At 70.8% G+C, this 23,098-nt stretch carries 26 protein-coding genes; 17 read left to right on the top strand and 9 right to left on the bottom strand.

All coding sequences use genetic code 11. From position 1 onward, the window contains the following. Positions 1-71 precede the first annotated feature (71 nt). The gene (locus ABGB17_RS21295) at positions 72-1,286 is read left to right on the top strand and encodes a cation:proton antiporter (RefSeq protein ID WP_347632170.1); all 1,215 of its coding nucleotides are present in this window, start codon (positions 72-74) and stop codon (positions 1,284-1,286) included. A gap of 44 nt (positions 1,287-1,330) precedes the next feature. Next, positions 1,331-2,203, top strand: coding sequence for an alpha/beta hydrolase (locus ABGB17_RS21290; RefSeq protein WP_347632168.1), 873 nt, complete (start codon positions 1,331-1,333; stop codon positions 2,201-2,203). A gap of 52 nt (positions 2,204-2,255) precedes the next feature. On the opposite strand, the gene ABGB17_RS21285 is transcribed toward ABGB17_RS21290, so the two are convergent. Beyond that, positions 2,256-4,814, bottom strand: coding sequence for a LuxR C-terminal-related transcriptional regulator (locus ABGB17_RS21285; RefSeq protein ID WP_347632166.1), 2,559 nt, complete (start codon positions 4,812-4,814; stop codon positions 2,256-2,258). A gap of 66 nt (positions 4,815-4,880) precedes the next feature. Between ABGB17_RS21285 and ABGB17_RS21280 the strand changes: the two genes are divergently transcribed. After that, positions 4,881-5,972: a hypothetical protein gene (locus ABGB17_RS21280; protein WP_347632164.1), complete on the top strand. Its 1,092-nt coding sequence runs from the start codon at positions 4,881-4,883 to the stop codon at positions 5,970-5,972. Positions 5,973-6,174: 202 nt separating this feature from the next. Here the strand turns inward: ABGB17_RS21280 and ABGB17_RS21275 are convergent, their stop codons facing one another. Next, positions 6,175-6,603 (bottom strand): hypothetical protein, encoded by a 429-nt coding sequence (locus ABGB17_RS21275; protein ID WP_347632162.1) that lies wholly within the window; start codon positions 6,601-6,603, stop codon positions 6,175-6,177. A gap of 268 nt (positions 6,604-6,871) precedes the next feature. Between ABGB17_RS21275 and ABGB17_RS21270 the strand changes: the two genes are divergently transcribed. Continuing rightward, entirely contained in the window at positions 6,872-7,591 is a 720-nt protein-coding gene (locus tag ABGB17_RS21270; RefSeq protein ID WP_347632160.1) for a leucine-rich repeat domain-containing protein, read from the top strand. Positions 7,592-7,827: 236 nt separating this feature from the next. After that, entirely contained in the window at positions 7,828-8,763 is a 936-nt protein-coding gene (locus tag ABGB17_RS21265) for a DUF2332 domain-containing protein (RefSeq protein WP_347632158.1), read from the top strand. A gap of 21 nt (positions 8,764-8,784) precedes the next feature. Here ABGB17_RS21265 and ABGB17_RS21260 read toward each other — a convergent pair whose 3' ends face one another. After that, positions 8,785-9,192, bottom strand: coding sequence for a hypothetical protein (locus ABGB17_RS21260; protein WP_347632156.1), 408 nt, complete (start codon positions 9,190-9,192; stop codon positions 8,785-8,787). 105 nt (positions 9,193-9,297) lie between these two features. Here ABGB17_RS21260 and ABGB17_RS21255 point away from each other — a divergent pair, with 105 nt between their 5' ends. Continuing rightward, entirely contained in the window at positions 9,298-9,861 is a 564-nt protein-coding gene (locus ABGB17_RS21255) for a hemerythrin domain-containing protein (protein WP_347632155.1), read from the top strand. 72 nt (positions 9,862-9,933) lie between these two features. On the opposite strand, the gene ABGB17_RS21250 is transcribed toward ABGB17_RS21255, so the two are convergent. Together ABGB17_RS21250 and ABGB17_RS21245 are read right to left on the bottom strand one after the other, a co-directional pair. Next, positions 9,934-10,146: a DUF2188 domain-containing protein gene (locus ABGB17_RS21250; RefSeq protein WP_347632152.1), complete on the bottom strand. Its 213-nt coding sequence runs from the start codon at positions 10,144-10,146 to the stop codon at positions 9,934-9,936. A gap of 89 nt (positions 10,147-10,235) precedes the next feature. Next, entirely contained in the window at positions 10,236-10,523 is a 288-nt protein-coding gene (locus tag ABGB17_RS21245; RefSeq protein ID WP_347632150.1) for a hypothetical protein, read from the bottom strand. A gap of 292 nt (positions 10,524-10,815) precedes the next feature. Here ABGB17_RS21245 and ABGB17_RS21240 point away from each other — a divergent pair, with 292 nt between their 5' ends. The 5 genes from ABGB17_RS21240 (at position 10,816) to ABGB17_RS21220 (ending at position 14,774) form a co-directional block, all read left to right on the top strand. Beyond that, positions 10,816-12,054, top strand: a complete 1,239-nt coding sequence (locus tag ABGB17_RS21240; RefSeq protein ID WP_347632148.1) for a cytochrome P450 — start codon at positions 10,816-10,818, stop codon at positions 12,052-12,054. A 72-nt stretch (positions 12,055-12,126) separates the two neighbouring features. Next, on the top strand, positions 12,127-13,893 hold the full coding sequence (locus ABGB17_RS21235) for a thiamine pyrophosphate-dependent enzyme (RefSeq protein WP_347632146.1): 1,767 nt from the start codon (positions 12,127-12,129) through the stop codon (positions 13,891-13,893). 35 nt (positions 13,894-13,928) lie between these two features. Next, positions 13,929-14,261, top strand: a complete 333-nt coding sequence (locus ABGB17_RS21230; RefSeq protein WP_347632144.1) for an SRPBCC family protein — start codon at positions 13,929-13,931, stop codon at positions 14,259-14,261. Positions 14,262-14,292: 31 nt separating this feature from the next. Further along, positions 14,293-14,547, top strand: coding sequence for an alcohol dehydrogenase catalytic domain-containing protein (locus ABGB17_RS21225; protein ID WP_347632142.1), 255 nt, complete (start codon positions 14,293-14,295; stop codon positions 14,545-14,547). Beyond that, complete coding sequence (locus tag ABGB17_RS21220; protein WP_347632140.1) at positions 14,517-14,774, top strand: hypothetical protein; 258 nt, start codon at positions 14,517-14,519, stop codon at positions 14,772-14,774. Before ABGB17_RS21225 ends, ABGB17_RS21220 begins: the two co-directional genes overlap by 31 nt. 48 nt (positions 14,775-14,822) lie before the next feature. Here the strand turns inward: ABGB17_RS21220 and ABGB17_RS21215 are convergent, their stop codons facing one another. Beyond that, on the bottom strand, positions 14,823-15,287 hold the full coding sequence (locus tag ABGB17_RS21215) for a hypothetical protein (protein WP_347632264.1): 465 nt from the start codon (positions 15,285-15,287) through the stop codon (positions 14,823-14,825). Between ABGB17_RS21215 and ABGB17_RS21210 the strand changes: the two genes are divergently transcribed. From ABGB17_RS21210 to ABGB17_RS21185, 6 genes are all read left to right on the top strand, one after another. After that, positions 15,174-15,584 carry a TOBE domain-containing protein gene (locus ABGB17_RS21210; protein ID WP_347632138.1) on the top strand — a complete coding sequence of 137 codons (411 nt, stop codon included), beginning with the start codon at positions 15,174-15,176 and terminating at the stop codon, positions 15,582-15,584. The two genes, ABGB17_RS21215 and ABGB17_RS21210, sit on opposite strands and share 114 nt — an antisense overlap. Positions 15,585-15,594: 10 nt before the next feature. Continuing rightward, entirely contained in the window at positions 15,595-16,368 is a 774-nt protein-coding gene (modA, locus tag ABGB17_RS21205) for a molybdate ABC transporter substrate-binding protein (RefSeq protein ID WP_347632136.1), read from the top strand. Positions 16,369-16,458: 90 nt separating this feature from the next. Further along, positions 16,459-17,220 (top strand): ABC transporter permease, encoded by a 762-nt coding sequence (locus tag ABGB17_RS21200; protein ID WP_347632256.1) that lies wholly within the window; start codon positions 16,459-16,461, stop codon positions 17,218-17,220. Then, positions 17,217-18,248: an ABC transporter ATP-binding protein gene (locus ABGB17_RS21195; protein ID WP_347632134.1), complete on the top strand. Its 1,032-nt coding sequence runs from the start codon at positions 17,217-17,219 to the stop codon at positions 18,246-18,248. The genes ABGB17_RS21200 and ABGB17_RS21195 overlap by 4 nt, the downstream gene beginning before the upstream one ends. Before the next feature lie 136 nt (positions 18,249-18,384). After that, complete coding sequence (locus ABGB17_RS21190; RefSeq protein WP_347632132.1) at positions 18,385-18,789, top strand: metalloregulator ArsR/SmtB family transcription factor; 405 nt, start codon at positions 18,385-18,387, stop codon at positions 18,787-18,789. Then, on the top strand, positions 18,786-19,490 hold the full coding sequence (locus ABGB17_RS21185) for a cation transporter (protein WP_347632130.1): 705 nt from the start codon (positions 18,786-18,788) through the stop codon (positions 19,488-19,490). Before ABGB17_RS21190 ends, ABGB17_RS21185 begins: the two co-directional genes overlap by 4 nt. Before the next feature lie 23 nt (positions 19,491-19,513). Here ABGB17_RS21185 and ABGB17_RS21180 read toward each other — a convergent pair whose 3' ends face one another. The 3 genes from ABGB17_RS21180 to ABGB17_RS21170 form a co-directional block, all read right to left on the bottom strand. Beyond that, complete coding sequence (locus tag ABGB17_RS21180) at positions 19,514-20,944, bottom strand: pentapeptide repeat-containing protein (protein WP_347632128.1); 1,431 nt, start codon at positions 20,942-20,944, stop codon at positions 19,514-19,516. 261 nt (positions 20,945-21,205) lie between these two features. After that, positions 21,206-21,877 carry a response regulator transcription factor gene (locus ABGB17_RS21175; RefSeq protein ID WP_347632126.1) on the bottom strand — a complete coding sequence of 224 codons (672 nt, stop codon included), beginning with the start codon at positions 21,875-21,877 and terminating at the stop codon, positions 21,206-21,208. Next, complete coding sequence (locus ABGB17_RS21170) at positions 21,859-23,067, bottom strand: sensor domain-containing protein (RefSeq protein WP_347632124.1); 1,209 nt, start codon at positions 23,065-23,067, stop codon at positions 21,859-21,861. Before ABGB17_RS21170 ends, ABGB17_RS21175 begins: the two co-directional genes overlap by 19 nt. Positions 23,068-23,098: the final 31 nt, after the last annotated feature.

Genomic DNA, 23,098 nt, shown 5'->3' with positions numbered 1-23,098 from the left:
AGTCTGGTCGGCAGTTTTCGTCGCCGACCCGGCCGGAGGCCGCTGATGACCTGCTCCCCGCGGTGGCGTTGATGGGGCCGCTGCTGACGGCGTTCGCCGCCGTGCTGTTGCTGGCCGTGCTGCTGTCGAGCCTGGCTCACCGCACCATCCTGTCCACCGCCGCGCTGTTCCTGGTGGCTGGATTCGTCCTCGGGGACGGCGTGCTCGGCGTGGTCTCGTTGCGGCCCGGCGACGACCTGGTGGCCGTCCTCGCGGAGCTGGCCCTGTTCACGGTGCTGTTCACCGACGGCATGCGGGTGGGCTGGGCCGAACTGCGCAGCGCCTGGCGGCTACCGGGGCGGGCGCTCGGATGGGGACTGCCGCTCACTTTGGCCGTCACGGCCGCCGGTGCCCACTATCTGCTCGGGCTGGGCTGGATCGAGTCGCTGCTGATCGGCGCGATCCTGGCACCCACCGACCCGGTCTTCGCCGCCGCGCTGGTCGGCAACGAGAAGGTGCCGCCCCGGCTGCGGCAACTGCTCAACGTCGAATCCGGCGTCAACGACGGGCTGGCGCTTCCGTTCGTCATCCTCTTCCTGGCCATCGCCTCCGGGTCCGACGATCTGCACCTCGGCGCACTGGGGCTGGAGCTGGGCCTCGGCGTCGCCATCGGGATCGTGATCCCCTGGGCGGCGATCAAGCTGGAGCAGACCCGCTGGTTCTCCGCCTCCACCGCCTACGAACCGCTCAACGCCCTGGCCATCGGCCTGCTCGTCCTCGCCGTCGGCAAGGCCACACACGGCAACCTGTTCCTGGCCGCCTTCTCGGCCGGCATCACCGTGGCGACCTTCGGCCGGCGCCAGCGCGAGTCGTTCGAGCACTTCGGTGAGCTCATCGCCGAGGTGTTCAAGCTGGCCGCGCTGCTGGTGTTCGGCGCCCTCATCACCCCCGCGCTGCTCGGCTCGGTCGGCTGGCAGGGCTGGCTGTTCGCGATCGGCGCGCTGGTGCTCGCCCGCCCGATCGCCATCTGGCTGTCCTTCCTGCGCTCCGGGCTGTCGGTACGCGAGCAGACGGCGGTGGCCTGGTTCGGCCCCAAGGGCTTCGCCTCCGTCGTCTACGGCCTGCTGGTGCTCGCCTCCGGCATCGCCGCCGGACAGCAGGTGTTCCAGATCGTCGCCGTCACCATCGTGGTCTCGATCCTGCTGCACTCCTCCACCGACATCGTGGTCGCCCGCTGGTTCGACGACGAGCGTGAGGTCCCGGCCTGGTACGGGAGCGTCGCACGCAAGATGGGCCGGCGGGAGTGACCGTGCCGGCGCGTGAACGATCCCGTCCCCTCTGAGGAGCTGCCATGGTGTCCACTTCCCCCGCGGTCTACGCCGAGCGCGACACGGCCGTCGCGCGTCTGCCGTCGGGCACGGTGGAGTACAGGCTGGAGGGCGACGGCGCCAGGACGGTCCTGGTGTTCCACGGCGGTCACATGCGGGCGGGACTGGCACTCGGCGAAGAGGTCTTCACCGATGCCGGTCTCACGGTGCTGGCGCCCTCACGCCCCGGTTACGGACGGACACCGCTGACCACCGGCACCACAGCGACCGGCTTCGCCGACGCCACCGCCGAGCTGTGCCAGGCCTTGGGGATCGAACGCCTCGCCGCGGTCGTGGGCATCTCAGCCGGCGGCCGCACAGCACTGGCCATGGCCGCCCGCCATCCGCATCTGGTCGAGCGGGTCGTGCTGCAAAGCGCGGTCGGGTTCCTGCCCTGGCCCGACCGGCGGACCCGGCTGGGCGGGCAGGTGGTGTTCAACGCCCGGGTGGAGGCCGGCACCTGGGCGATCATGCGGTCCCTGCTCCGCGTCGCGCCGTCCCTCGCGCTACGCCTGCTGCTGCGCGACCTGTCGGCCCTGCCCGCGCGCCAGGTCCTGGCGGGTCTGTCCGCCACCGAGGTGGCCACGCTGACCGGATTGTTCACCGTGATGCGCTCCGGCCGGGGCTTCGTCGCCGACATGTTCCCCGTACCGGACTGCGCCTCGCAGGTCGGCCAGCCCGCGCTGGTCATCGCCACCCGCCAGGACCGCTCAGTGCCCTTCGCCCACGCCGAGTCCCTGGTCACCGTCATGCCGCACGCCGAACTCGTCGACAGCCGCGCCGACAGTCACCTGATCTGGTTCGGCACCGACTATCCCCGGGTCGCCGCGCGGATCCATGACTTCCTCACGGACTGACGTGGCTCCCGCCTCCCGGCGTCGGCGATCCTGGGAAGTTGCGGGCGTCCGGTCAGTCGAGGCCGGGAGGTGCCGGCTTCTGCGCCAGGGCCGCCATGACGTGGGCCAGGTCCTCCCGGCCCGTGACGCCCGTGCGCTCGTAGACGGTGTAGAGGGTGTTGGCGACCGTGCGGATCGAGACCACCAGGCGCTCGGCGATCTCGCGGTTCGTCAGCCCCTGTGACGCCAGCACCGCGATCTCGGTCTGCCGCTTCGTGAGACCGGGGAGGGAGAGGCCGACCAGGGCGGGGGTGCGTGCCCCCTGGCAGCGTTGGATCAGGGCGCTCGCGCGGGTCTCCGCCGCGCGGGCGTGGCGGGTGGCGCCGTCCCGGCGGTAGCGGCCGACGGCCTGCGCGCAAGCCTCGGCCGCGTACAGGAACATGCCCTGCTGCTCGAAGCAGGCGGACACCTCCTCAAATTCCTCCGGCTCACGGGCGGCCGCGTGCCGGGCGAAAAGCGCGGCGAGCGGCCCGAGCCCGGCCAGCCGCGCCAGCCGCGCCTCGGTCACCTCCGGGCGGCCGAGCCGTACGACGTCGTGCAGCGCGAAAAGGGAGAAGAACGTGTACGGGCTGTCGGCGATCTCCAGCGCCAGCGCCACGGCCCCGTCCAGGTCGCCCCGCGCGGCGGCCGTCCAGACCCTGGCCAGATGGAGCGGATAGGTGATCAGGGGACCGGCGGGGGCCACATGATCCTCCGCGCGGGCCATCGCCGCCGCGGCCCGCTCGGCGTCGCCGCGCAGCGCGTGGGCGTGGGCGAGCTCACCCAGGCACGGGCCGGCGTACGTGCCGCGCTCCGGCATCCGCAGCAACGCCTCCTCGCAGACCGCGATGGAGTCGAGGAGCCGTCCGCCCAGCCGGGCGATCTGGGCCTTGCGCGCCCCGAACTGCAGGAAGGCCCGGTCCCAGAGCCCGAACTGGCCGCCGGGGCCGTAAGCGCGGTCGGTGTAGCGGCCGGCGCGCGGCAGGTCCGCGTTGACGATCGCGGCCATCCCTCCCGCGTCGAGCCCGACGGCGAGGACGCTCGGCATGGCGTCGGGGTGCGCGGACAGCATGCTCAGCGCCCGCTCGACCGTGTCCAGCGCCTGCTCCCCGTGACCGGTGAGCGCCAGCTGGATGGCCTCCCCCGTGACCAGCGCACCGTGTGCGCGTTCGTCGACGGGGCCCTCCCCCCGTACCTGGGCCAGGTACGCGCCGGCGCTGTGCAGGTCGCCCCCCAGGGCCAGGACCCCGGCCTCGAAGCAATACAGCACCTGCCGCAGTCCCGGGCCGAGCGTGGTCCGCCTCGCCTCGGCGAGCACGGCCGCCGCCGCGTCGGTGCGGCCGAGCACCCAGGCCAGGTTGATCGACCGCATGGAGGCCGCCTCGAACCGGGTGAACTCGTCGAGGGGGGACTCCATGGCTTCGCGGAAGGCATCCTCTGCCTCCACCCCGCGATCCAGATATGTCAGGACACCGGCGAGAGCGAGCAGGGCCGGGGTGCCACCGCCCGCCGCGACCGCCGAGGTGGCCAGCCGCTCGGCCAGCCGGAGATCACGCACCTGTCTGGCCTGCCGGCACGCGCGGATGAGCAGGTCGGCGTCGTCGGCGCTGCCCGCGTCGAGCCGCCACACCGCGATCCTCAGCACGTCCTCCCGCCGTCGCGGCCCGGTCCCCTCGAGGGCCGCGGCCAGACGGCGTAGCACGGTCCTGGTCCGCAGCCCGCCGCACCGCTCGCGGATGACCTCGCCGTACAACGGGTGCGCGAGCCGTGCCTCCAGCCGGCGACCGCTCGGCTGGACCGTGGCGAGCTGCCGCTCCTCCAGCCGCTCGACGACCGCGGCGGAGCACTCCGCGGCCAGCAGGTCGGCGCCGATCGGTTCGCCGAGCGCGAGGAACTCCAGCGCCTCGCGCTCCTCCCCGGTCAGGTCGCCGATGCGCGCGGCGATCGTCTCGCGCAGCGAGGTGGTCATCGCCAGCGGGCCGTGCCAGAGCCACAGGCCGCCGAGGTCGCGCAGCACTCCGGCCAGGACCAGCTCGCGCAGGTAGAGCGGATTGCCCTGGCTGGTGGCCCAGAGCCGGGCGAGTGAAGCGGTCTCCACCCGTCCGGGCAGCGCCTCGGCCAGCATGCGCTCGGTGTCGGCCAGGGTCAGCGGGTCGAGCTCCAGCCGGGTGAGCAGCTCGTCCTTCCACAGCGCCACCACCGCGTCCGGCGGGCGCGTCCCCGCGCGGACCGTCACGAACAGCCTCGCGGTCCCGTGCAGGGCCAGATGGTGGACCAGCCCGGCGGAGGCCGGGTCCAGCAGGTGCGCGTCGTCCACGACGAGCACGGGGGAATCGATCGCCGAGGCCGCCCAGCGCAGCGGGTTGCCGCCCGGCGGCGAGGCGGGCAGCAGGTGCGCGAACGCGCCGAACGGCAGCTCGGCGGTGGCTTCGGTGGCGCGCGCCCAGTCCACGCCGGGAAGGTCCCGGACGGCCTCGGCGACCAGGCGGCTCTTGCCCGCTCCCGCCGCGCCGAACACGACGACACCGCGGCCGGCCGCCCGGAGCGCGGAGATCTGGTCCGTACGTCCGGCGAACGGCCACGGGCTCGGCATGGGGGGAGGATATTTGAGTAGGCCCGACTCATGCGAGCGTCATGGGCCGGCCACCATGGTGGTCCGATGAGCGCACACACAGACGCCGGCCTGACCCGGCTCGTCCGGGAGCATCTGGGCGACCCCGCCGCGGAGATCGCCGAACAGCGGGTCGAACCGGTCGAGGCCGAGCCGGGCGCCTTCTCGACGGCGAGCCTGCACCGGGTGCGCGGGACGACCACCGACGGAGCGGCCTGGTCGTTCTTCGTGAAGTCCGTCAACTCCGTACGTCACTCCCCCGCGCTCGCGACGCTCCCCGAGCACCTGCGCCCCGTCATGATCGAGCATTTCCCCTGGCGGTCCGACGCCGATGTCTACCTCGCCGCCGAGCCGCTCCCCCGCGGGCTGCGCCTGCCCCGCCTGTACCGCCTCGACGACCTGGGGGACGACCGCCTGATCATGTGGCTGGAGGACGTGGAGCAGGATCCCGGCGCCCAGTGGGACCTCGACAGATACGCCCGAGCCGCCCACCTGCTCGGCGCCCTGGCCGCGGCCCGTCCGGTGCCCCGCCCGGACCCGCCCCGACCGCTGAACACGGGCCTGCGGTTCTTCTACGAGGACGTGGTCCCCGCCACGATCAAGCCGCGACTGCTCGGCGAGGAGCTCTGGCGGCACCCCCTGGTCGCCCCCTACGCCGACGGCCGCCTCCGCCAGGACGTCCGCACCCTGATCGGCCGCTGCGCCGACCTGCTGGACGCCCTGGACCGCCTCCCGCACACCCAGGTCCACGGAGACGCCTGCCCGCAGAACCTGCTGGTCCCCGCCGACGGCTCCGCCGACTTCGTCGCGGTCGACTGGAGCTTCAACGATCCCGCCGCCGTCGGCCACGACCTGGGCCAGCTCCTGATGGGCCACGCCCACCTCGGCCGGACCCCGGTAGAGGAACTGCCCAAGCTCCAAGAGACGATCGAGCGGTCCTACCGAGAAGCCTTCCCCGCCGCCGACCCCGCGCAGATCACCTTCGGCTTCCTCGGCGGCCTGGTCCTGCGAAGCCTCTGGACCGCCGTCCCGATCCCCCGCCTGGCCGAGGATCCCACCCCCGACCTGCACGAACACTTCCGCAACCGCCTGACCCTCACCCGCCACCTCACCGACCTGGGCCTCTCACTGACCTTCTGAGCGTCACACCGTCATCCTTCTCACGTGCGCGCCGCTCCCCGATCGCATCATCGTGCTTTCGTGTCGTGGAGTATCCCGACGAACTGTGCGAGCGAGCGATGGGGATGGTGTTCGCGTTCGTGAACGAAGCGGTACGCGCCCGGAACTATCGCACGGCTGGCGTGCATCGATTCCCCCGGCACACCTCCGACGCGTGTGACTGTCAGCAGGTAGGAGAATCCATGATCCGAATCTTGTCCACCACCCAGTCGATGTCCCAGAGCCTGCTGTTCGGTGATAAGCACCAGATGGCGCCATTGGTGAAATGCAGCAGAGCGCCGTCGTCGTTGCGGGAGTTGACCGCGGCGTAAGAACCATAGGCCCGGGAGCTAAGGGTCTGATAGCCGCTGGTGATGTCCTTGTACGCCGCGGTCCACCTTCTGGCATCCCAGTCGGCTTTGGTCTTGTAGAAGCAGACCTGCGGGTAGCCGCACCCATCCCTCGTGTCGAGGGTCGCGGGGGGTTCACTGGAGACGGTGCCCGGCGGATCGAGACGTACCGCACTTGCGCCGGCCGGAGCTCCGCTCGTCACCGAAACAGTGAGAGCAACGCAAACACCGGCCACACCACTCATGATTCGCTTGAGTCTCACTCCAACTCCTTCTCTTGGGGATTCCCGGCTTCGGCTGTCGTGAGCCGTGTCCTCATCATCGGGAGCCACGAAAGGAGAGTCGTTGACGATTAGCGCCAGACACGTGATGATGCGCGCCAGGATCGGGACGCTGCACGGCACGGACTTAGATTCACGGTGATCTCGGTGGATCTGCCCGGTGTCACTCCTCTTCGCCGGAGGCCAGCGCGCGGACGATCGGCTGACCTGCCACCGTCACGGCCGGCCGTCCACGAAAGGAGCGGGCCACATGCGAGATGTGCTCAATCTCTGGCGTCAACAGCTCGGGAACGTGCCCGATTGGGTCTGGCTACGCACCGACCTCCAGGTGCTGATCCTGGCCGAGACCGGTCTCACCGCCCTTCCTGCTGAGATCGGGCGACTGCACCGGCTGGTCACCTTGGATCTGGGGCACAACACCCTCACATCCCTGCCGGACGAACTGGGTGAGCTGATCCGCCTCAGTGGCTGTCTCTACCTCCATGACAACGACCTGCGTGAGCTTCCCGGCTCGCTGGGCAACCTGGCCCAGGTGCGTTATCTCAACGTCGGGGAGAACAAGCTGACCGCCCTGCCGGAGTCGATCGGAGGGATGGCCGCCCTGACCGAACTCAGGGCCCAGCACAACCGGTTGACCGGGCTGCCTGACGGCATCGGCCGTCTCCACAACCTGCGCGAACTATGGCTCCGTGGTAACGCGATCGACCGCCTGCCGCCGTCCGTGGCCGACCTCCGCGAACTACGTCACCTGGACCTGCGGGACAACCACCTCGCCGAACTGCCGGACCCGACGGCGGACCTTCCCCGGCTGCGCCACGTGGACCTCAGGAGCAACCGCCTCACCCGTCTGCCGGACTGGGTCGTCGAGATGCCTTCGCTGGAGAAACTGGATCTGCGCTGGAACCCCTGCATTCCCTCTCCGCCGCTGCTGGCGGCATTGGAGCGGAGAGGTTGCGTCGTCCTGACGTAAATATCGGCCAAGGTGGGGGGGTTTCGGGGCGGGGCTCTCTTCCGCCTCACTGGAAGAGAGCCCCATGACTGAGACATTGGATGTCTTTCTCCGTCAGTCTCCGCGATAAGTCTAGGCTTTCGCGCGCATTGACGCCTGGCACAACCTCCAGGCCGGGGTGGACATGGGATGTCTATGGATGTCTCACGCTCACCTCGTCGTCGTTCGCGCAACGACGAGGTGATACCCAATGGGATGTGACCGTCGCTGAGATCTACGCCGAGTTCGCCGCGCGCGAGGCCCGTGGTGTGTCGCCCGCGTACGAACGGCTGGCGTCCGCGGTTTCGCGGGACGAGGTACTGCTGGACTTGCTCGCCGCACTTCCCGTGGCCAAGCGGCAGCCGAACCTGCTGTTCGGTGTCGTCCGGTTGCTCGGGGGGCCGGTCGAGGATCCGGCCGCGTTCCACGAGTACACGGTGGCGAACTGGCCGCTGGTCGAGGCGGAGATACGGGTTCGGGTCACGCAGACGAACGAGGCCGGGCGGTGTGCTGTCTTGGTGCCGGTGCTCGCCGCGTTGCCGCAGCCGGTGGCGCTGCTGGAGGTCGGCGCGTCGGCTGGGCTCTGCCTCTATCCCGACCGCTACGTCTACCGTTACGGCGATCACGTCGTCGGTTCCGGTGGGCCGATCTTCGACTGCGCAGCCGTCAACCTGACGGTGCCTGCCCGCCTTCCCCACGTGGTGTGGCGAGCCGGGCTGGACCTGAACCCGCTCGACGTCACCCACCCCGCCGACGTCGCGTGGCTCGACGCCCTGATCTGGCCGGAACACACGCATCGCCGCTCCCGGCTGCGAGCGGCGGCGGCCGTCGTCGCCGCCGACCCGCCGCTGCTCGAACGAGGCGACCTGGTCGACGACCTGCCCGCCCTGGCCGCCGAGGCCCCGCCCGACGCGACACTGGTGGTGTTCCACAGCTCGGTGCTGTACCACGTGCCGCCGCGAAGGCGGACAACGTTCACCGAGCTCGTAGGCCGTCTGCCCGGACACTGGATCTCGAACGAGACCCCGGAGGTGCTCCCCTTCGGCACACTGCCGACACCCCCGGACGAGGCGCTGTACAACGTGCTCGCCCTCGACGGAAAACCGCTGGCCTGGACCCGATCACACGGGCAAGCGATCATCTGGTTCTCGTAGAGGTGTTTGAACAGGATGAACCTAGTCGAATTTCCCGTCCCGAAAAGCGTCTTCACTCGGGGGTGAGAAGCCGGTGGCGGATCGGATCGTCCCGAGCAAGTCGTGAGCGCGCTTGCGGACCTGTTCCCATACAGGATGGGTGCGCAGAGCATCGTCCGCCCACAGTCCGTCGCGTTCCGGGCCGCTGATGGAATCGAGGTCCCGGTCTATTCTCCGCAGTTCTGCTTCGATCTGCCGGTCGATCAGCCCGGCCTCTCTGGCTCGCCAGAGCGTGCTGATCGACCATTCGTAGTCGAGAGCCAACTCGTCAGAAGGCAGATGCGCCTTGTCCAGAAGTTCTATCTGTGCGTCCGCCGGTAACGCCAGCCTCGCCAACGCTCTGACGACGTTGCGCACGGTCGCGGCCGCGTCTGCCTGTCCGTCGGTCATCTCAGGGGCGAATCATAGGTGACTGGCCCGGTGCGCGGGCGCAGGTGTAGTGCGGTGGTGGGTGGGCAGCGATGTGGGAGGTCGTGAAGAGAAAGGGGGACGTCAGTGAGTGGTGGCGGAGAGCAGAATGTCGTCGATCTGCTGATCGGGCAGCATACTCAGATCAAGGAGATGTTCGCCGAGCTCGCCGGGGCTCAGGGGGAGCGCAAGCGGGAGTTGTTCCACGAACTCGTGCGGCTGCTTGCGGTGCACGAGAGTGCTGAGGAGCTGGTGGTGCATCCGGCGGCGCGGCCGACTGCCGGGGAGGAGATCGTCGAGGCGCGGCTGCGTGAGGAGCACGAGGCGAAGGAGGCTCTGTCCGAGCTGTATGACCTCGGGGTGGAGCACCCGGAGTTCGACGCCAAGTGTGCGGCGTTGGCGCAGGATGTCCTGGAGCACGCCACGCAGGAGGAGCTCAAGGAGTTCTCGCGGTTGCGTGCGGAGGTGCCGCCGGAGCGTCTGGTGCGTATGGCCGGCGCTGTCCGGGCGGCTGAGAAGATCGCTCCTACCCGGCCGCATCCGGCCGCCGGCGAGTCGGCGATCGTCAACATGCTGGTCGGGCCGCCGGTGGGGGTCTTCGACAAGGTCCGCGACGCCGTCCGTGACTGGCATCAGGCGAACAACGACTGAACGGCACGAATCGGCGGCCAGGTGGGTGGCGTCCTCTCGAGGGGATCGCCACCACCGGCCGCCGGTGACGCTCTAGCCCGCGGGTGGGTGGGGGTCGTTGCCGGGGGCGATCGTGCGCTGGTCGCGGACCTTGCCGTCGGTGCCGTGGATCCGCAGTTCACCGCCACCGTCGTTGGTGAGGATCTCGGTCGCCCTGCGGATCGCCTCGTCCTGTGTGGGCAGTAACACGCTGGCCCGGCTCGCGCCTGGCCGGGTGATCGCCCACATCCCGTCTTCCTGTCTCACGACGTCACGTGAGTTGGCTTGTCCCGGCATCCTTTCTCTCCTTACTTGTTCCTCGGCCTGTTCACAATCGGCCCCTACCCATCGTTACTTCACAAAACGTCTGAGCGAGGGGCGGTGGCGTCCGGGTTGAACGTCCCCCGCGGGCTCATCGGGGCCGTCTGGGCGGTGGCGCGGTCGCGTTCCAGCCGGTCGGCGAACCATTCGATGGTGCGGCGAAGTCCGGTGGTGGCGTCCACCCGGGGACGCCACCCCAGTCTGCGCGCGGCCAGGGACGTGTCGGGGCGGCGGACGGTGGGGTCGACCACGGGACGGCTGATGTGGTGGATGGGCGACCGGGAACCCGCCAGGCGGCGAATCGTCTCGGCCAGTTCGAGCATCGACATCTCCGTCGGGTTGCCGATGTCGACGGGCCCCTCGAAGTCGTCTTGTTTCCGGACCGAGGCGACTACCGGGAGAAGCGCTTCTCAAACGGGACGCCTACCGAGAAGAGGAGGCCAGAGGGTCCGCACGCTGCGGCATGTCACTCCAAGTGATTTTTTCCCCGATCGGCGGCCGGGACGGTGCTCTGGCCGTTCTCCCGGCGGCGGTCCACCCGCGACACCGCCCCCGCCATGCCCGTGGGCGCTGTTTCACGATGGGGGCGACGGGCAGCACCACCGTATGCATGCCATGGATCAGACGGTATTCGCGCTGCTCGAAGGCTATGCCTGGCTTCCGGCTCTCCGGCGCCGCGCCTCGGGAGAAGTCGTCCGTACCCGGCTGGCGGGGCGGCGGGCGGTGGCCCTGCGCGGGCCGGACGCGGCGCGTTTCTTCTATGACGAGGCCCACGTGCACCGGCACACCGCGCTGCCCGGGCCGGTCAAGAGCACGTTGACCGGTCACGAGGCGGTGCACACGCTGGACGGCGAGGCGCACCGCGTCCGCAAGGCGCTCTTCATGTCACTGCTGGACGGCGACGGCGTGGCGCGCCTGGTGGAGCACACCACGGCGGCGTGGGACGACAGGGTGAAGTCGTGGGCCGGAGGCCGGCCGGTCGTGCTGTTCGACGAGACGGCCGAAGTGCTCGCACAGGGCGTCTGCTCCTGGTCCGGAGTCCCTCTGGCGACAGCCGACGTGCCCGCCCTCGCACGGGACCTGGTCGCCATGGTGGACGGTTTCGCGACGTTCGGCCCGAGACACTGGCGGGCCCGGGCGGCGCGGGCGCGGCGCGAGGCATGGCTGACCGGCCTCGTCCAGGACGCCCGCCGAGGCGTGGCGCCGGTCGCGGCGGGGTCCGCGGTGACCGCCGTCGCTCATCACCAGGACGCCGGCGGCCGTCCCCTCGACGCCCGGGTCGCCGCGGTGGAACTGCTCAACGTGCTGCGCCCCACCGTGGCCGTGTGCTGGTGGCTCGCCTTCGCGGCGCACGCGCTGCACCGATGGCCGCACCACCGCGGGCCGTTGTCCGGCGACACGGGCGCCTTCGCCGAGATGTTCGCCCAGGAGGTCCGCCGGTTCTACCCCTTCGCGCCGTTCGTCGGCGGCCGGGCGGTCAAGGATCTCTCCTACGAGGGGGAACCGATCCCGGCCGGCTCCATGGTGCTCCTCGACATCTACGGGCAGCACCATGACGAACGCTTCTGGAAGGACCCCTACACCTTCGCCCCCCACCGCTTCGCGGAACACCGCGCCGGCATGTTCGACCTCATCCCGCAGGGCGGGGGTGATCCGGCCACGGGACATCGATGCCCCGGCGACGCTCTGGCCGTCGCCCTGCTCCAGGCCCTGGTGCCGCGACTGGCCGGGCTGCGCTACGACGTGCCCGGCCAGGACCTCACGATCTCGCTGCGGCGCGTCCCCGCCCGTCCCGCGAGCGGCTTCGTCCTCAAGCTCGTGGGGACCGGGCCGGAAGCGATCGGCCCCGGGTGACGGGTGGCGGTCGCTGGTGCCGTCCTCGCGGTCTTCCTGTATGCGGCGCCGGAGGCAGGGCAAGGGAGCCTTATGGGACGCATCGCTTCGGAATCACTCATCGAACGCCTCGCCGACTGGGGGGTCGACACGGTCTTCGGCCTTCCGGGTGACGGCATCAACGGGATCATGGAGGGCCTGCGGCGGCACCGCGACAAGGTGCGCTTCGTCCTCGTCCACCACGAGGAGGCCGCCGCGTTCATGGCCACCGGACATGCCAAGGCCACCGGGAGGATCGGTGTGTGCCTGGCCACCTCGGGGCCCGGCGGCATCCACCTTCTGAACGGCCTGTACGACGCCAAGCTCGACCACGCTCCCGTGCTGGCGATCACCGGCATGCAGGAGACGTCGGTGCTCGGCACCTCCTACCAGCAGGAGGTCAACCTGGACCGGCTGTACGAGGACGTCACCGAGTACAACATGATGATCACCAATCCGGTGCAACTGCCGTCGCTGGTGGACATCGCCGTGCGGACCGCGTACGCGCGGCGCGGGGTCGCGCACCTGACGATCCCCAATGACATCCAGGTGGCGGACGCGGACGCCGACCCGTGGCAGCACGTGGCGCCCGCGCGGCCGCCGGCGACGTCGCCGGTGTACCTGCGGGGGCCGGGCCTGCCGCGGCGGCAGGACCTGGAACGTGCGGCCGAGGTGCTCAACGGCGCGGAGCGGCCCGCGCTGCTCGTCGGCGCCGGCGCGCTGCACGCCCGCGCGGAGGTGCTGGCGGTCGCCGAGGCGCTCCAGGCGCCGGTGATCAAGACACTCCCCGGCAAGGCGGTCATCCCGGACGACTCGCCGTACACGACGGGCGGGATCGGGCTGCTGGGCACCCGGCCGTCGGAGGACCTGGTGGAAGACGTCGACGTGCTGTTCCTCGTGGGCACCAACTTCCCGTACACCAAGCACCTGCCCGAGCCGGGGAAGACGCGGTTCGTGCAGCTCGAGGCCGACCCCGCCCGGGCCGGGACGCGGGTGCCGACCGACGTGCCGATGATCGGCGACGCCAAGGAGGGGCTTGCCGCGTTGCTGCCGCTGCTCACCCGGCGCGCGGACTCCACGCATCTCACGAAATATCAGGAAAAGATGGATGGGTGGCGCTCGGACATGGCCGCTCTCGCCAACCCCGGCCGCGACCCCATCGCCCCGCAGTACGCCATCTCGCTCATCGACGAGATGGCCGACGATGACGCCATCCTCACGTGCGACAGCGGCACGATCGCCACCTGGGCGGCCCGGCACTGGACGGTACGCGGTGAGCGCGGCTTCTACCTGTCCGGCAACCTCGCCACCATGGCGCCGGGCCTGCCCTACGCGATCGCGATGCAGCACGCCTTCCCCGGCCGGCAGGTGATCGCCTACATCGGCGACGGGGGGTTCGCCATGCTCATGGCCGAGTTCCTGACCGCCGCCCAGTACGGCCTGCCCATCAAGGTAGTGATCAACAACAACAACTCGCTCGGCCAGATCCTGTGGGAGCAGATGGTCCTCGGCTATCCGGAGCACGGCGTCCGCTACCCCGAGCCCTTCGTCGACTTCTCCTCCTGGGCACGCGCCTGCGGCGGCTTCGGCGCGAAGGTCACCAAGGCGGGTGATCTACGGCCCGCACTGGCCGGCGCGCTCACCCACGACGGACCGGCGCTCGTCGACGTCGACGTGGACCCCGACGAGCCGCCGATGCCCGGCCGCGTGAGCTACGAACAGGCCAAGAAGTTCGCCCAGGCGTTCCTCAAGGGCCAGCCACACAAGGTGGGCATCGCGACGACCCTGTTCAAGGACCGCATCGCCAAGCTCGGGGACTGAGAGGCGCCGCGCCGTCGTCCCCGGAAGGGAGAGTGATGGACCTGACCGCCACGACGACCGTTCGCAAGCCGGTGGCGGAGGTGTACGCGTACCGGCGCGACCTTGAGAATCTGCCGGCGTTCATGGGCCACCTCGACGAGGTACGGCGGACAGGCGAGCGGACGAGTCACTGGACGGCCGGTGCGCCGTTCGGCCGTACGGTCGAATGGGACGCGGAGATCGTCACCGAGGTGCCGGGTGAGCGGCTCGCGTGGCGCTCGGCCGGGGAGGCCGACGTGCCGAACACCGGGGAGGTGCGGTTGGTGACGAGGCTCCGTGGGGCGAACGCGCCCGTCACGAGTTCCCGCAGCGCCCCGCGCAGCCTCTGACGGCCGGCGAACTCGCGAAGGGAGCACAGGCATGAGGGCCAACACCTGGGCGGGCCGCAACAAGGTCGAGGTCCGCGAGGTGCCGGACCCGTCGATCCTCAACAGCCGTGACGCGATCGTGCGGGTCACCTCGACCGCCGTCTGCGGCTCGGACCTGCACCTGCTCGACGGCTACGTGCCGGCCATGCGGGACGGCGACGTCCTCGGCCACGAGTTCTGCGGCAGGCCATCATGTCGTGCCGCAGCGGCGGCGTCGTGTCGGTCATCGGGGTGTACGGCGGGCTGATCGACAAGTTCCCCGCCGGGTCGTGGATGAACCGCTCGCTCACCCTGCGCACCGGGCAGTGCCATGTGCAGCGGTACATGGAACCGCTGCTCCGGCGGGTCGAACGGGGCGAACTCGACCCCACCCGCGTCATCACCCACACCCTGCCCCTGGAGCAGGCGCCGCGCGGCTTCGACATCTGTAAGAACAAACAGGACGACTGCGAGAAGGTCGTGCTCAAGCCCTGACCCCGATGCCGGCATCGGCGTGAGCCCCTGGCACGCCACCGCGCGCGGTCAACGGAACGCGGCCAGGGCGCGTGGCTGCCACTTCCGCCAGGTGGCGAGGCGTTCCTCGTACTCGGCCGCGACCGGCTCGAGCGGCTCGCCGAAGAAGACCCGGGCCGGGGGGTCGTCGGTGTCGGCCAGTTCCAGGATGGGGGCACGTGTGGCTTCCGCGTCTCCGAGGTCCCACTCGATCCGGGTGGCGGCGCGGACCTCGGCGTGGTCCGGGTGCCCGGCGCTGGTGCGGACGCCGCCGCCGCCGAAGCCGGTGGAGTACGGGCCGGGCTCCGGGGCCGTCTCCTCCCGCTGTTGCGACCCCTGACGAGGGTTCAGGCTTGAATATGCGAGGAGTACGGTGGGCTTGTGACGACGTTTCGGATCAGCGAGGCCGCCGCGTTGCTCGGGGTCAGTTCCGACACAGTCCGCCGGTGGGTGGACGCCGGGCGGTTGGCCGCGGAGCGGGACGAGAACGGGCACCGGCAGGTGAACGGCGCCGACCTGGCGGCTTTCGCCCGTGCTCAGGTCGAAACGTCCGACGGTGGCCGTTCCTCGGCGCGTAATCGCTTTCGCGGGATCGTGACCGAGGTGATCAGGGACGCGGTGATGGCACAGGTGGAGATCGCCGCGGGACCGTTCCGGGTGGTGTCCCTGATGAGCCGTCAGGCCGCCGACGAGCTGGGCCTGGCGGTGGGGGTGGTCGCGGTCGCTGTGATCAAGTCCACCAACGTCGTCGTGGAGATCCCCGGCCACGAACGTGTGGCCGGTAGCCAGTGAGGAGTCTCCCTTGGTGTTCCGTCGTTCCTCCCGGTGGGTGGCCGCCCTGCCCGTCGCGCTCACACTGGGGCTGTCGGGATGCGGTTCCGGTGCCCCGGCCGCCTCGGCTCCCGCCACGGAGGTGACGGTGTTCGCCGCCGCGTCGCTGACCGGTACGTTCACCGAGCTCGGGAAGGTCTTCGAGGCCGCGCACCCGGGCACCACGGTGAGGTTCAACTTCGGGTCCAGCGCCACGCTCGCCCAGCAGATCACCCAGGGCGCGCCCGCCGACGTGTTCGCCGCCGCCAGCCCGGCCACCATGAAGACGGTCACCGACGCCTCCCTGGCGGGCGCACCGGCCACGTTCGCGCGCAACAAGCTGCAGATCGCCGTCCCGGCCGGCAACCCGGCCGGGGTGGACGAGCTCAAGGACCTCGCCGACCCCAAGGTCAAGGTGGCGCTGTGCGCCGAGCAGGTGCCGTGCGGGGCCGCCGCGGTCAAGGCGCTGGACGCCGCCGGGCTGAAGGTCACCCCGGTCACCCTTGAGCAGGACGTCAAGGCCACCCTCACCAAGGTCGAACTCGGCGAGGTGGACGCCGCCCTGGTCTACAGGACCGACGTGACGGCCTCGGCGGGCAAGGTCCAGGGCATCGAGTTCCCCGAGGCCGACACGGCGATCAACGACTACCCGATCGCGACCCTCACCAAGGCCCCCGCGGGTGACCTCGCCCGGCGGTTCGCCGACCTCGTGCTGTCGCAGCGGGGCAAGGACGTGCTGGCCAAGGCCGGCTTCGAGACACCCTGAGCCCGTATGGTCACCCCTGATCGCACCGGACCGGTGAGCCCGCCCAGCGGGTTCGCCGGCCGCTCGGCGCCGTCCGGCCGCCTGCCGTGGATGCTGGTGCTTCCCGCGCTGCTCGGGCTCGTGTTCCTGGTGCTGCCGCTGGCCGGGCTGCTGGTCCGCGCCCCTTGGGCGACGCTGCTGGAGCGGCTGGCCGAGCCGCAGGTGCTGGAAGCGCTACGGCTGTCACTGGTGTGCGCGACCGTCGCCACCGCGGCATGCCTGCTGCTCGGGGTACCGCTGGCCTGGTTGCTCGCACGGGTGGACTTCCCGGGACGGCGCCTGGTGCGGGCCCTGGTGACCGTGCCGCTGGTGCTGCCCCCGGTGGTCGGCGGTGTGGCGCTGCTGCTGGTGCTCGGGCGGCGCGGACTGGCCGGGCAGTGGCTGGACACGACCTTCGGGATCACGCTGCCCTTCACCACGGCCGGCGTGATCGTCGCCGAGGCCTTCGTGGCGATGCCGTTCCTGGTGATCAGCGTCGAGGGTGCGCTGCGCGGCGCCGACCAGCGTTTCGAGGAGGCCGCCGCGACGCTCGGGGCCTCGCGCTGGACCGTCTTCCGCCGTGTCACCCTGCCCCTGATCATGCCGGGTGTGGTGGCCGGGGCGGTGTTGTGCTGGGCGCGGGCACTGGGCGAGTTCGGCGCCACCATCACGTTCGCGGGCAACTTCCCCGGTACCACGCGGACGATGCCGCTGGCGGTCTACCTGGCGCTGGAGACCGAGCCGGAGGCGGCCATCGTGCTCAGCCTGGTCCTGCTGGCGGTGTCGGTGATCATCCTGGTCAGTCTGCGGGACCGGTGGGTGAGCGCGCCATGACGCTGCGGGCGCGGCTGGTGGTCACCCGGCCCCACTTCGAGCTGGACATCGCCCTGGAGGTGGCCCCTGGCGAGGTGGTCGCGCTGCTCGGCCCGAACGGCGCGGGCAAGACCACCGCGCTGCGTGCCCTGGCCGGGCTGACGGCCATGACCGGCGGGCAGATCACTCTGGACGGGCAGCCGTTGCACACCCTGGCCGCCGAGCGGCGCCCGATCGGCATGGTCTTCCAGGACTACCTGCTCTTCCCGCACCTGTCCGCGCTGGACAACATCGCCTTCGGCCCGCGCTGCCAGGGTGTCCCCAAGGCCGAGGCCCGCCGCGCCGCCGCGGCACTGCTGGAGCGGGTCGGCCTGGCCGGCCATGCCGCCGCCAAGCCCCGGCGGTTGTCCGGCGGCCAGGCGCAACGGGTGGCGCTGGCCAGGGCGCTGGCCGTCCAGCCCCGCGTGCTCCTGCTCGACGAGCCGCTGGCCGCCCTCGACGCCCACACCCGGCTGGAGATCCGCTCCCGGTTGCGCCGCCACCTGGGTGACTTCGACGGCGCCACGGTCCTGGTCACCCACGACCCGCTGGACGCGATGGTGCTGGCCGACCGGCTGATCGTCATCGAGAACGGCGCCGTCGTGCAGGAAGGCGCGCCGGGTGAGGTGGCCCGCCGCCCGCGTACCGACTACGTCGCCCGCCTGGTCGGCCTCAACCTGTACCGGGGCGTGGCCGACGGGCAGCACGTCAAGGTCGGCGAGCTCGCGCTCAGCACGTCCGAGCACCTGCGCGGCCCGGCGTTCGTCGCCTTCTCCCCCACCGCGGTCGCCCTGTACCGCACCCGGCCGGACGGCAGCCCGCGAAACCTCTGGCAGGCCCGCGTCGACGGCATCGAACGCCACGGCGACAACGTCCGCGTCCACCTCGACGGCCCGATCACCGCGTTCGCCGACATCACCCCCGCCGCCGTCGCCGACCTCGACCTGACCCCCGGCCGGCGGGTGTGGGCGTCGATCAAGGCGACCGAGACCCACGCCTACCCGGCGTGAACCGCGCCGCGAGGCGCCAGAGGTCATGCAGGGCTTCGGCCAGGCGGTCGACGTCCCGGCGGGAGGTGTACAGGGCGGGGGTGACGCGGCAACCTGTGCTTGCGCTGTCATAACAAGGCGGGGCTATCATCGCCATATGGCGATGAATCCTGACGGTGGCCGGTGCGTCAGCGCGGACATCGCCGCCGGCGTCTCCCCGGCGGCGGCGCTGTTCCACTCCTTGGCCGACGAGACCCGGCTGCGCATCGTGCGGCGCCTGGCCCGTGGCGAGGCCCGCGTGGTGGACCTGACCGGCGAACTCGGGCTGGCCCAGTCCACGGTGTCCAAGCACCTGGCCTGCCTGCGCGACTGCGGCCTGGTCGGCTACCGCGCGGAGGGCCGGCAGTCGTTCTACTCCCTGACCCGGCCCGAGCTGATGGACCTGCTGGCCTCGGCCGAGCAACTCCTGGCCGCCGCCGGCCACACCGTGACGCTGCGCCACACCCCCGAGCCGCACGACGACGAGCTTCTCGACCACATCGAAGGGCAGGCGCTGACGTGACCGTCCTGAACCTTTCCCTGGAGCGAAGGGCGGTGCTGCGGCGCCGCATCCGGTTACTGGTCGCGGCGACCATCACCTACAACGTGATCGAAGCGGCCGTCGCCATCACCGCCGGCACCATCGCCTCGTCCGCCGCACTGATCGGCTTCGGCCTGGACTCCGTGGTCGAGGTGGCCTCAGCCGCCGCGGTGGCCTGGCAGTTCTCCGCCACCGACCACGAGCGCCGTGAGAGAACCGCGCTCCGCGTCATCGCGATCTCCTTCTACGCCCTGGCCGCCTACGTGACCTTCGACGCCGTACGAGCACTGCTCGGCACCGGCGAGGCCCAGCACTCCACCCCCGGCCTGATCCTGGCCGCCCTCTCCCTGGCCGTCATGCCCCTGTTGTCCACAGCCCAGCGACGCGCCGGCCAAGAACTAGGCTCCACCTCAGCCGTGGCCGACTCCAAACAAACCCTGCTGTGCACCTACCTGTCAGCCATACTCCTGACCGGCCTGGCCCTGAACACCCTGCTCGGCTGGTCCTGGGCCGACCCCCTCGCCGCCCTGATGATCGCCGCCATAGCCCTCAAGGAAGGCCACGAAGCCTGGCACGGCAACACCTGCTGCCCTCGCCCCACCACCTCCCTCCCCACATCCACCACCGACCCCTCCGGCTGCACCGGCGATTGCTGCCCACCCACCCCGGAGACCTCGCGATGACCGGACGCCCCGCCGGACGAACTTCAAACAGCTTCTTGCCGGCGAGCCGTCTCCTCTTCCGGAGGTCCGCCAGTAAGAGGACCTTCCTGTGCGAGTTCGAGAAAGTCCGAGTCGTCAGAAGGGGCCGCCTCGCGCCACCCGTCGGGCCAGGACCGCCGTACGCCGGAAGCCGGGCGCACCCTCGCCTCGTGAAACTCCGGATGGCTCGCGAAGCTGGTCCCCCGGAACGAGACCCCGCTCGTGAACAGCGCCTGCCGGAAGCCTGTCTCGCCCATGAAGGCGGCTCCGTCGAAGACCGCTTCCTTTGTGAAGGCCGCCGCGCGGAAGACAGCCCGTTCCTTGAAATGGGTCCGGCTGAAGAGCGCCATCTCTGTGAAAACGGCGCCCCGGAAATCCGCCCGGAGGGCGAGCACGGTCTCCCGGAACATCGCGTCCTGCGTGAAGAGCGCCTCCGCGAAGCACGCCTTGTAGTTGGCCTCCCCCCAGGAAGCCCTGCCGGTGAAGACCGCTCCGCTGAAAACGGTTCGCCCCTCGAACGTGGCCCGGTCGAAACGGGCGAACCCCTCGAACGTGGCCCCACCGAAACCCGCCGCGCGCATCCGGCAATCGCTGAGATCGAATTTCACCAGCCATGCGCCGGAAAGCTCCAGATCGATGTCCGGCCAGAACAGAAGGGGAGGCAGGCGTTCGGACCTGCTCCAGCGGAGATGGTTCCGGAGAATCCGCTGAGCGGTGGTGCGGACCTGGAGCTCCTGCGGGTCGACGAACACCCGGATCTCTTCCTCGGGGTTCACCAGGTGGTCTGCCCCCTTTCCCGGTTGCTCCGGCGCGGGCGAGGTCAGGACGGGAGGCATGCGGAGGTAGGCGCAGATCACGTCGACGACCGTCTGGCGATGTTCCGGATTGCTCTGGGCGACACGCTCCAGGGCGTACAGACCCGCCAAGCGTACGGCGGCTTTGTCGTGTCCGAGCTGGTCGGTCGCCTTGGTGTAAAGCTCGGTCACCCGTTTCTCGTCGGCGTCGAACTCCTGGTACGCCTGTGCGCGCTCGCCGAGCCATTGCCGGCGCACACCCAGTAAGAGCGCCACCAGCCCCGCGGCACCGGCGCCGACGGTCAGACCGGTCTTCACAGCGTCCAGCCGCAGCTCGGCCCGCCTGGTGGCGTCCGGGGCGCCGTCCGCCAGGAACAGCAGGACCGCCGTGGCACTCCACATGGAGACCACGACGATGACCACCCCGGCGAGGACCCACCACCACGACAGGACATGCAGCGTCGCACGACCGGAGCGCGGGCCACGCCGCGACGACAGGCCGAGGCCGGTCCCCGCGAGCACCGCGGCTGCCAGGAGCAGCACACCGGCCATCGGCACATAGGCGGCCACGTCGCGCGCTCCGGATGCTCCCGCCACCACCCCCGCCGCGGCCACCACCCCGGCCGCGATCACGGAGATCATGCCGACCGTACGACGGCTCGGCCCGCGCCAGCGCTGCCTCATAACGGTTAACTCCACCACATCCACAATTGATGTGATGGGCTTCTATATAGAAGTTTCTCCCATGCCGGCTCACTGGGATCATCGGCGAATGTCGTGGAGTCTCGATCGGGCACGCCACCTGTGGGCGAGTCTGGCCCGTGTTGCCGCAGTGGAGGGCGCGGGGGGACGTGTCGCGGCGGGTCGCCCGGGGGCTCGGGTTCCGGGAGATGGGCTCTCAGGTCAGCGTCCGGGTGCGTGCGGGTGGCCGCGGAGGTAGGTGAGGACGGCGAGGACGCGGCGGTGGTCGTCGCCGGCGGGGGGGAGGTCCAGTTTGGTGAGGATGCCGGCGATGTGTTTGGCTACGGCGGCTTCGGTGACGAACAGGGCGCGGGCGATGGCGGCGTTGGAGCGGCCTTCCGCCACCAGGCTCAGGACCTCTCGTTCGCGGGGGGTCAGGCGGGACAGTGGTTCGCGGCGGCGGCTGAGGAGCTGGCGTACGACCTCTGGGTCCACGACCGTGTGGCCGGCGGCGACTCGTTCCACGGCGTCGACGAATTCCTGTACGTCGCCGATCCGGTCCTTCAGCAGGTAGCCGATGCCGGTGCCGCCGTTCGAGTCGAGTAGTTCGGCGGCGTAGGTCTGCTCGACGTACTGGCTGAGTACCAGGACGGCCAGCTTCGGGTGGGAGGCGCGCAGGGTCAGGGCGGCGCGCAGGCCCTCGTCGGTGAAGGCGGGGGGCATGCGTACGTCGGCGACGACGATGTCGGGGGTGTGTTCGGCCACGGCGGCGATCAGGGCTTCGCCGTCGGACACCGAGGCGACGACCTCGTGGCCGAAACGGTCCAGGAGGCCGGCGAGGCCCTCGCGGAGCAGAACGCCGTCCTCGGCCAGGGCTATCCGGAGATGGGGCACGGGATCTCCACACGCAGCGATGTCGGGCCGCCAAGGGGGCTGGACAGGGTCATCTCGCCGTCCACGACGGCGACTCGGTCGGCCAGGCCGGCCAGGCCGGAACCGGCTGCCGGGTCGGCGCCTCCCACGCCGTCGTCGCCGATCTCCAGCGTCAGCGCGCCGTCGTGGAGCCGGGCGTGCACGAAAGCGTGCCGCGCGTGGCTGTGCTTGGCGATGTTCGCCATCGCCTCCGATACGACGTAGTAGGCGGTCACCTCGATGGGTGACGGTAACCGGCCGGGCAGCGAGAGATCGACGTCGACGGGGACGGGAGACCGGCCTGCCACGTCGTGCACGGCGGCGCCCAGGCCCCGGTCGGTGAGTACCTGGGGGTGGACGCCCCGGATCAGTTCGCGCAGGTCGGCCAGGGCACGTTTGGCCTCCTCGTGCGCTTCGGCGATCTGCGCCTCGGCGGGCGAACCGGGCGGCAGGTCGAGCCGGGCCAGGCCGAGCTTCATGCTGAGGGAGACCAGCCGCTGCTGGGCGCCGTCGTGCAGGTCGCGTTCGATGCGGCGGCGTTCGGCCTCGAACGCGTCGACCAGGCGTGCGCGGGAGCGGATGATCTCCGCGTCGCCCGGTGCCAGGACGGCTCGCGTGATCATCGCCCGGGTGCCCGCCCACGCGGCCAGCATGTAGGCGAAGAGCGGGATCAGCAGCAGGCCCGCGGCGAACAACGGCAGGCCCTCCACCGGCGTCATGCTCGGCTGGAACGGGCCCGACATCAGCAGCAGCGGGAGCCAGAGCGCCGACGAGACCAGCCCCACGTCCATCCACCACATCACGGACACCGCGACGACCGTGAACCCCAGCTCCCGCCAGGTCGCCTGCTCGCGCAGGCGGGTGGCGAGCCAGGCCCGAGGGCCCGGCCGCGGCGGCTTCACGTGCGGGTCGCCCGCGGGGGCGCGGTCCACCAGCCGCAGCCGCCACCGCTCGAACGCCGCCGCAGGCAGAGTGAGCACGGCCAGGGCGAGCAGTGCCCCCACGAGCGCGAGCCCGACGCCGTAGGCGTAGGCCGCGTAGATCGTCACGCACGCGGTCACCGCGTGGACGGCGCTGCACAGCAGGTAGGCCAGGGAACGCCAGGGCCACGACGAGCGGAGGAACGCCGACGGCCTGCGGGTCATCGCCGCCAAGGCGGTACGCGCGAGCACTCCCCGACGTTAGCCCGTCGGGGTGCGCCGG

Source organism: Sphaerisporangium sp. B11E5 (assembly GCF_039871875.1).
Taxonomy (GTDB): domain Bacteria; phylum Actinomycetota; class Actinomycetes; order Streptosporangiales; family Streptosporangiaceae; genus Sphaerisporangium.
Note: the sequence above shows the minus strand (reverse complement) of the source record. Positions and strands in the feature narration are given on the sequence as shown.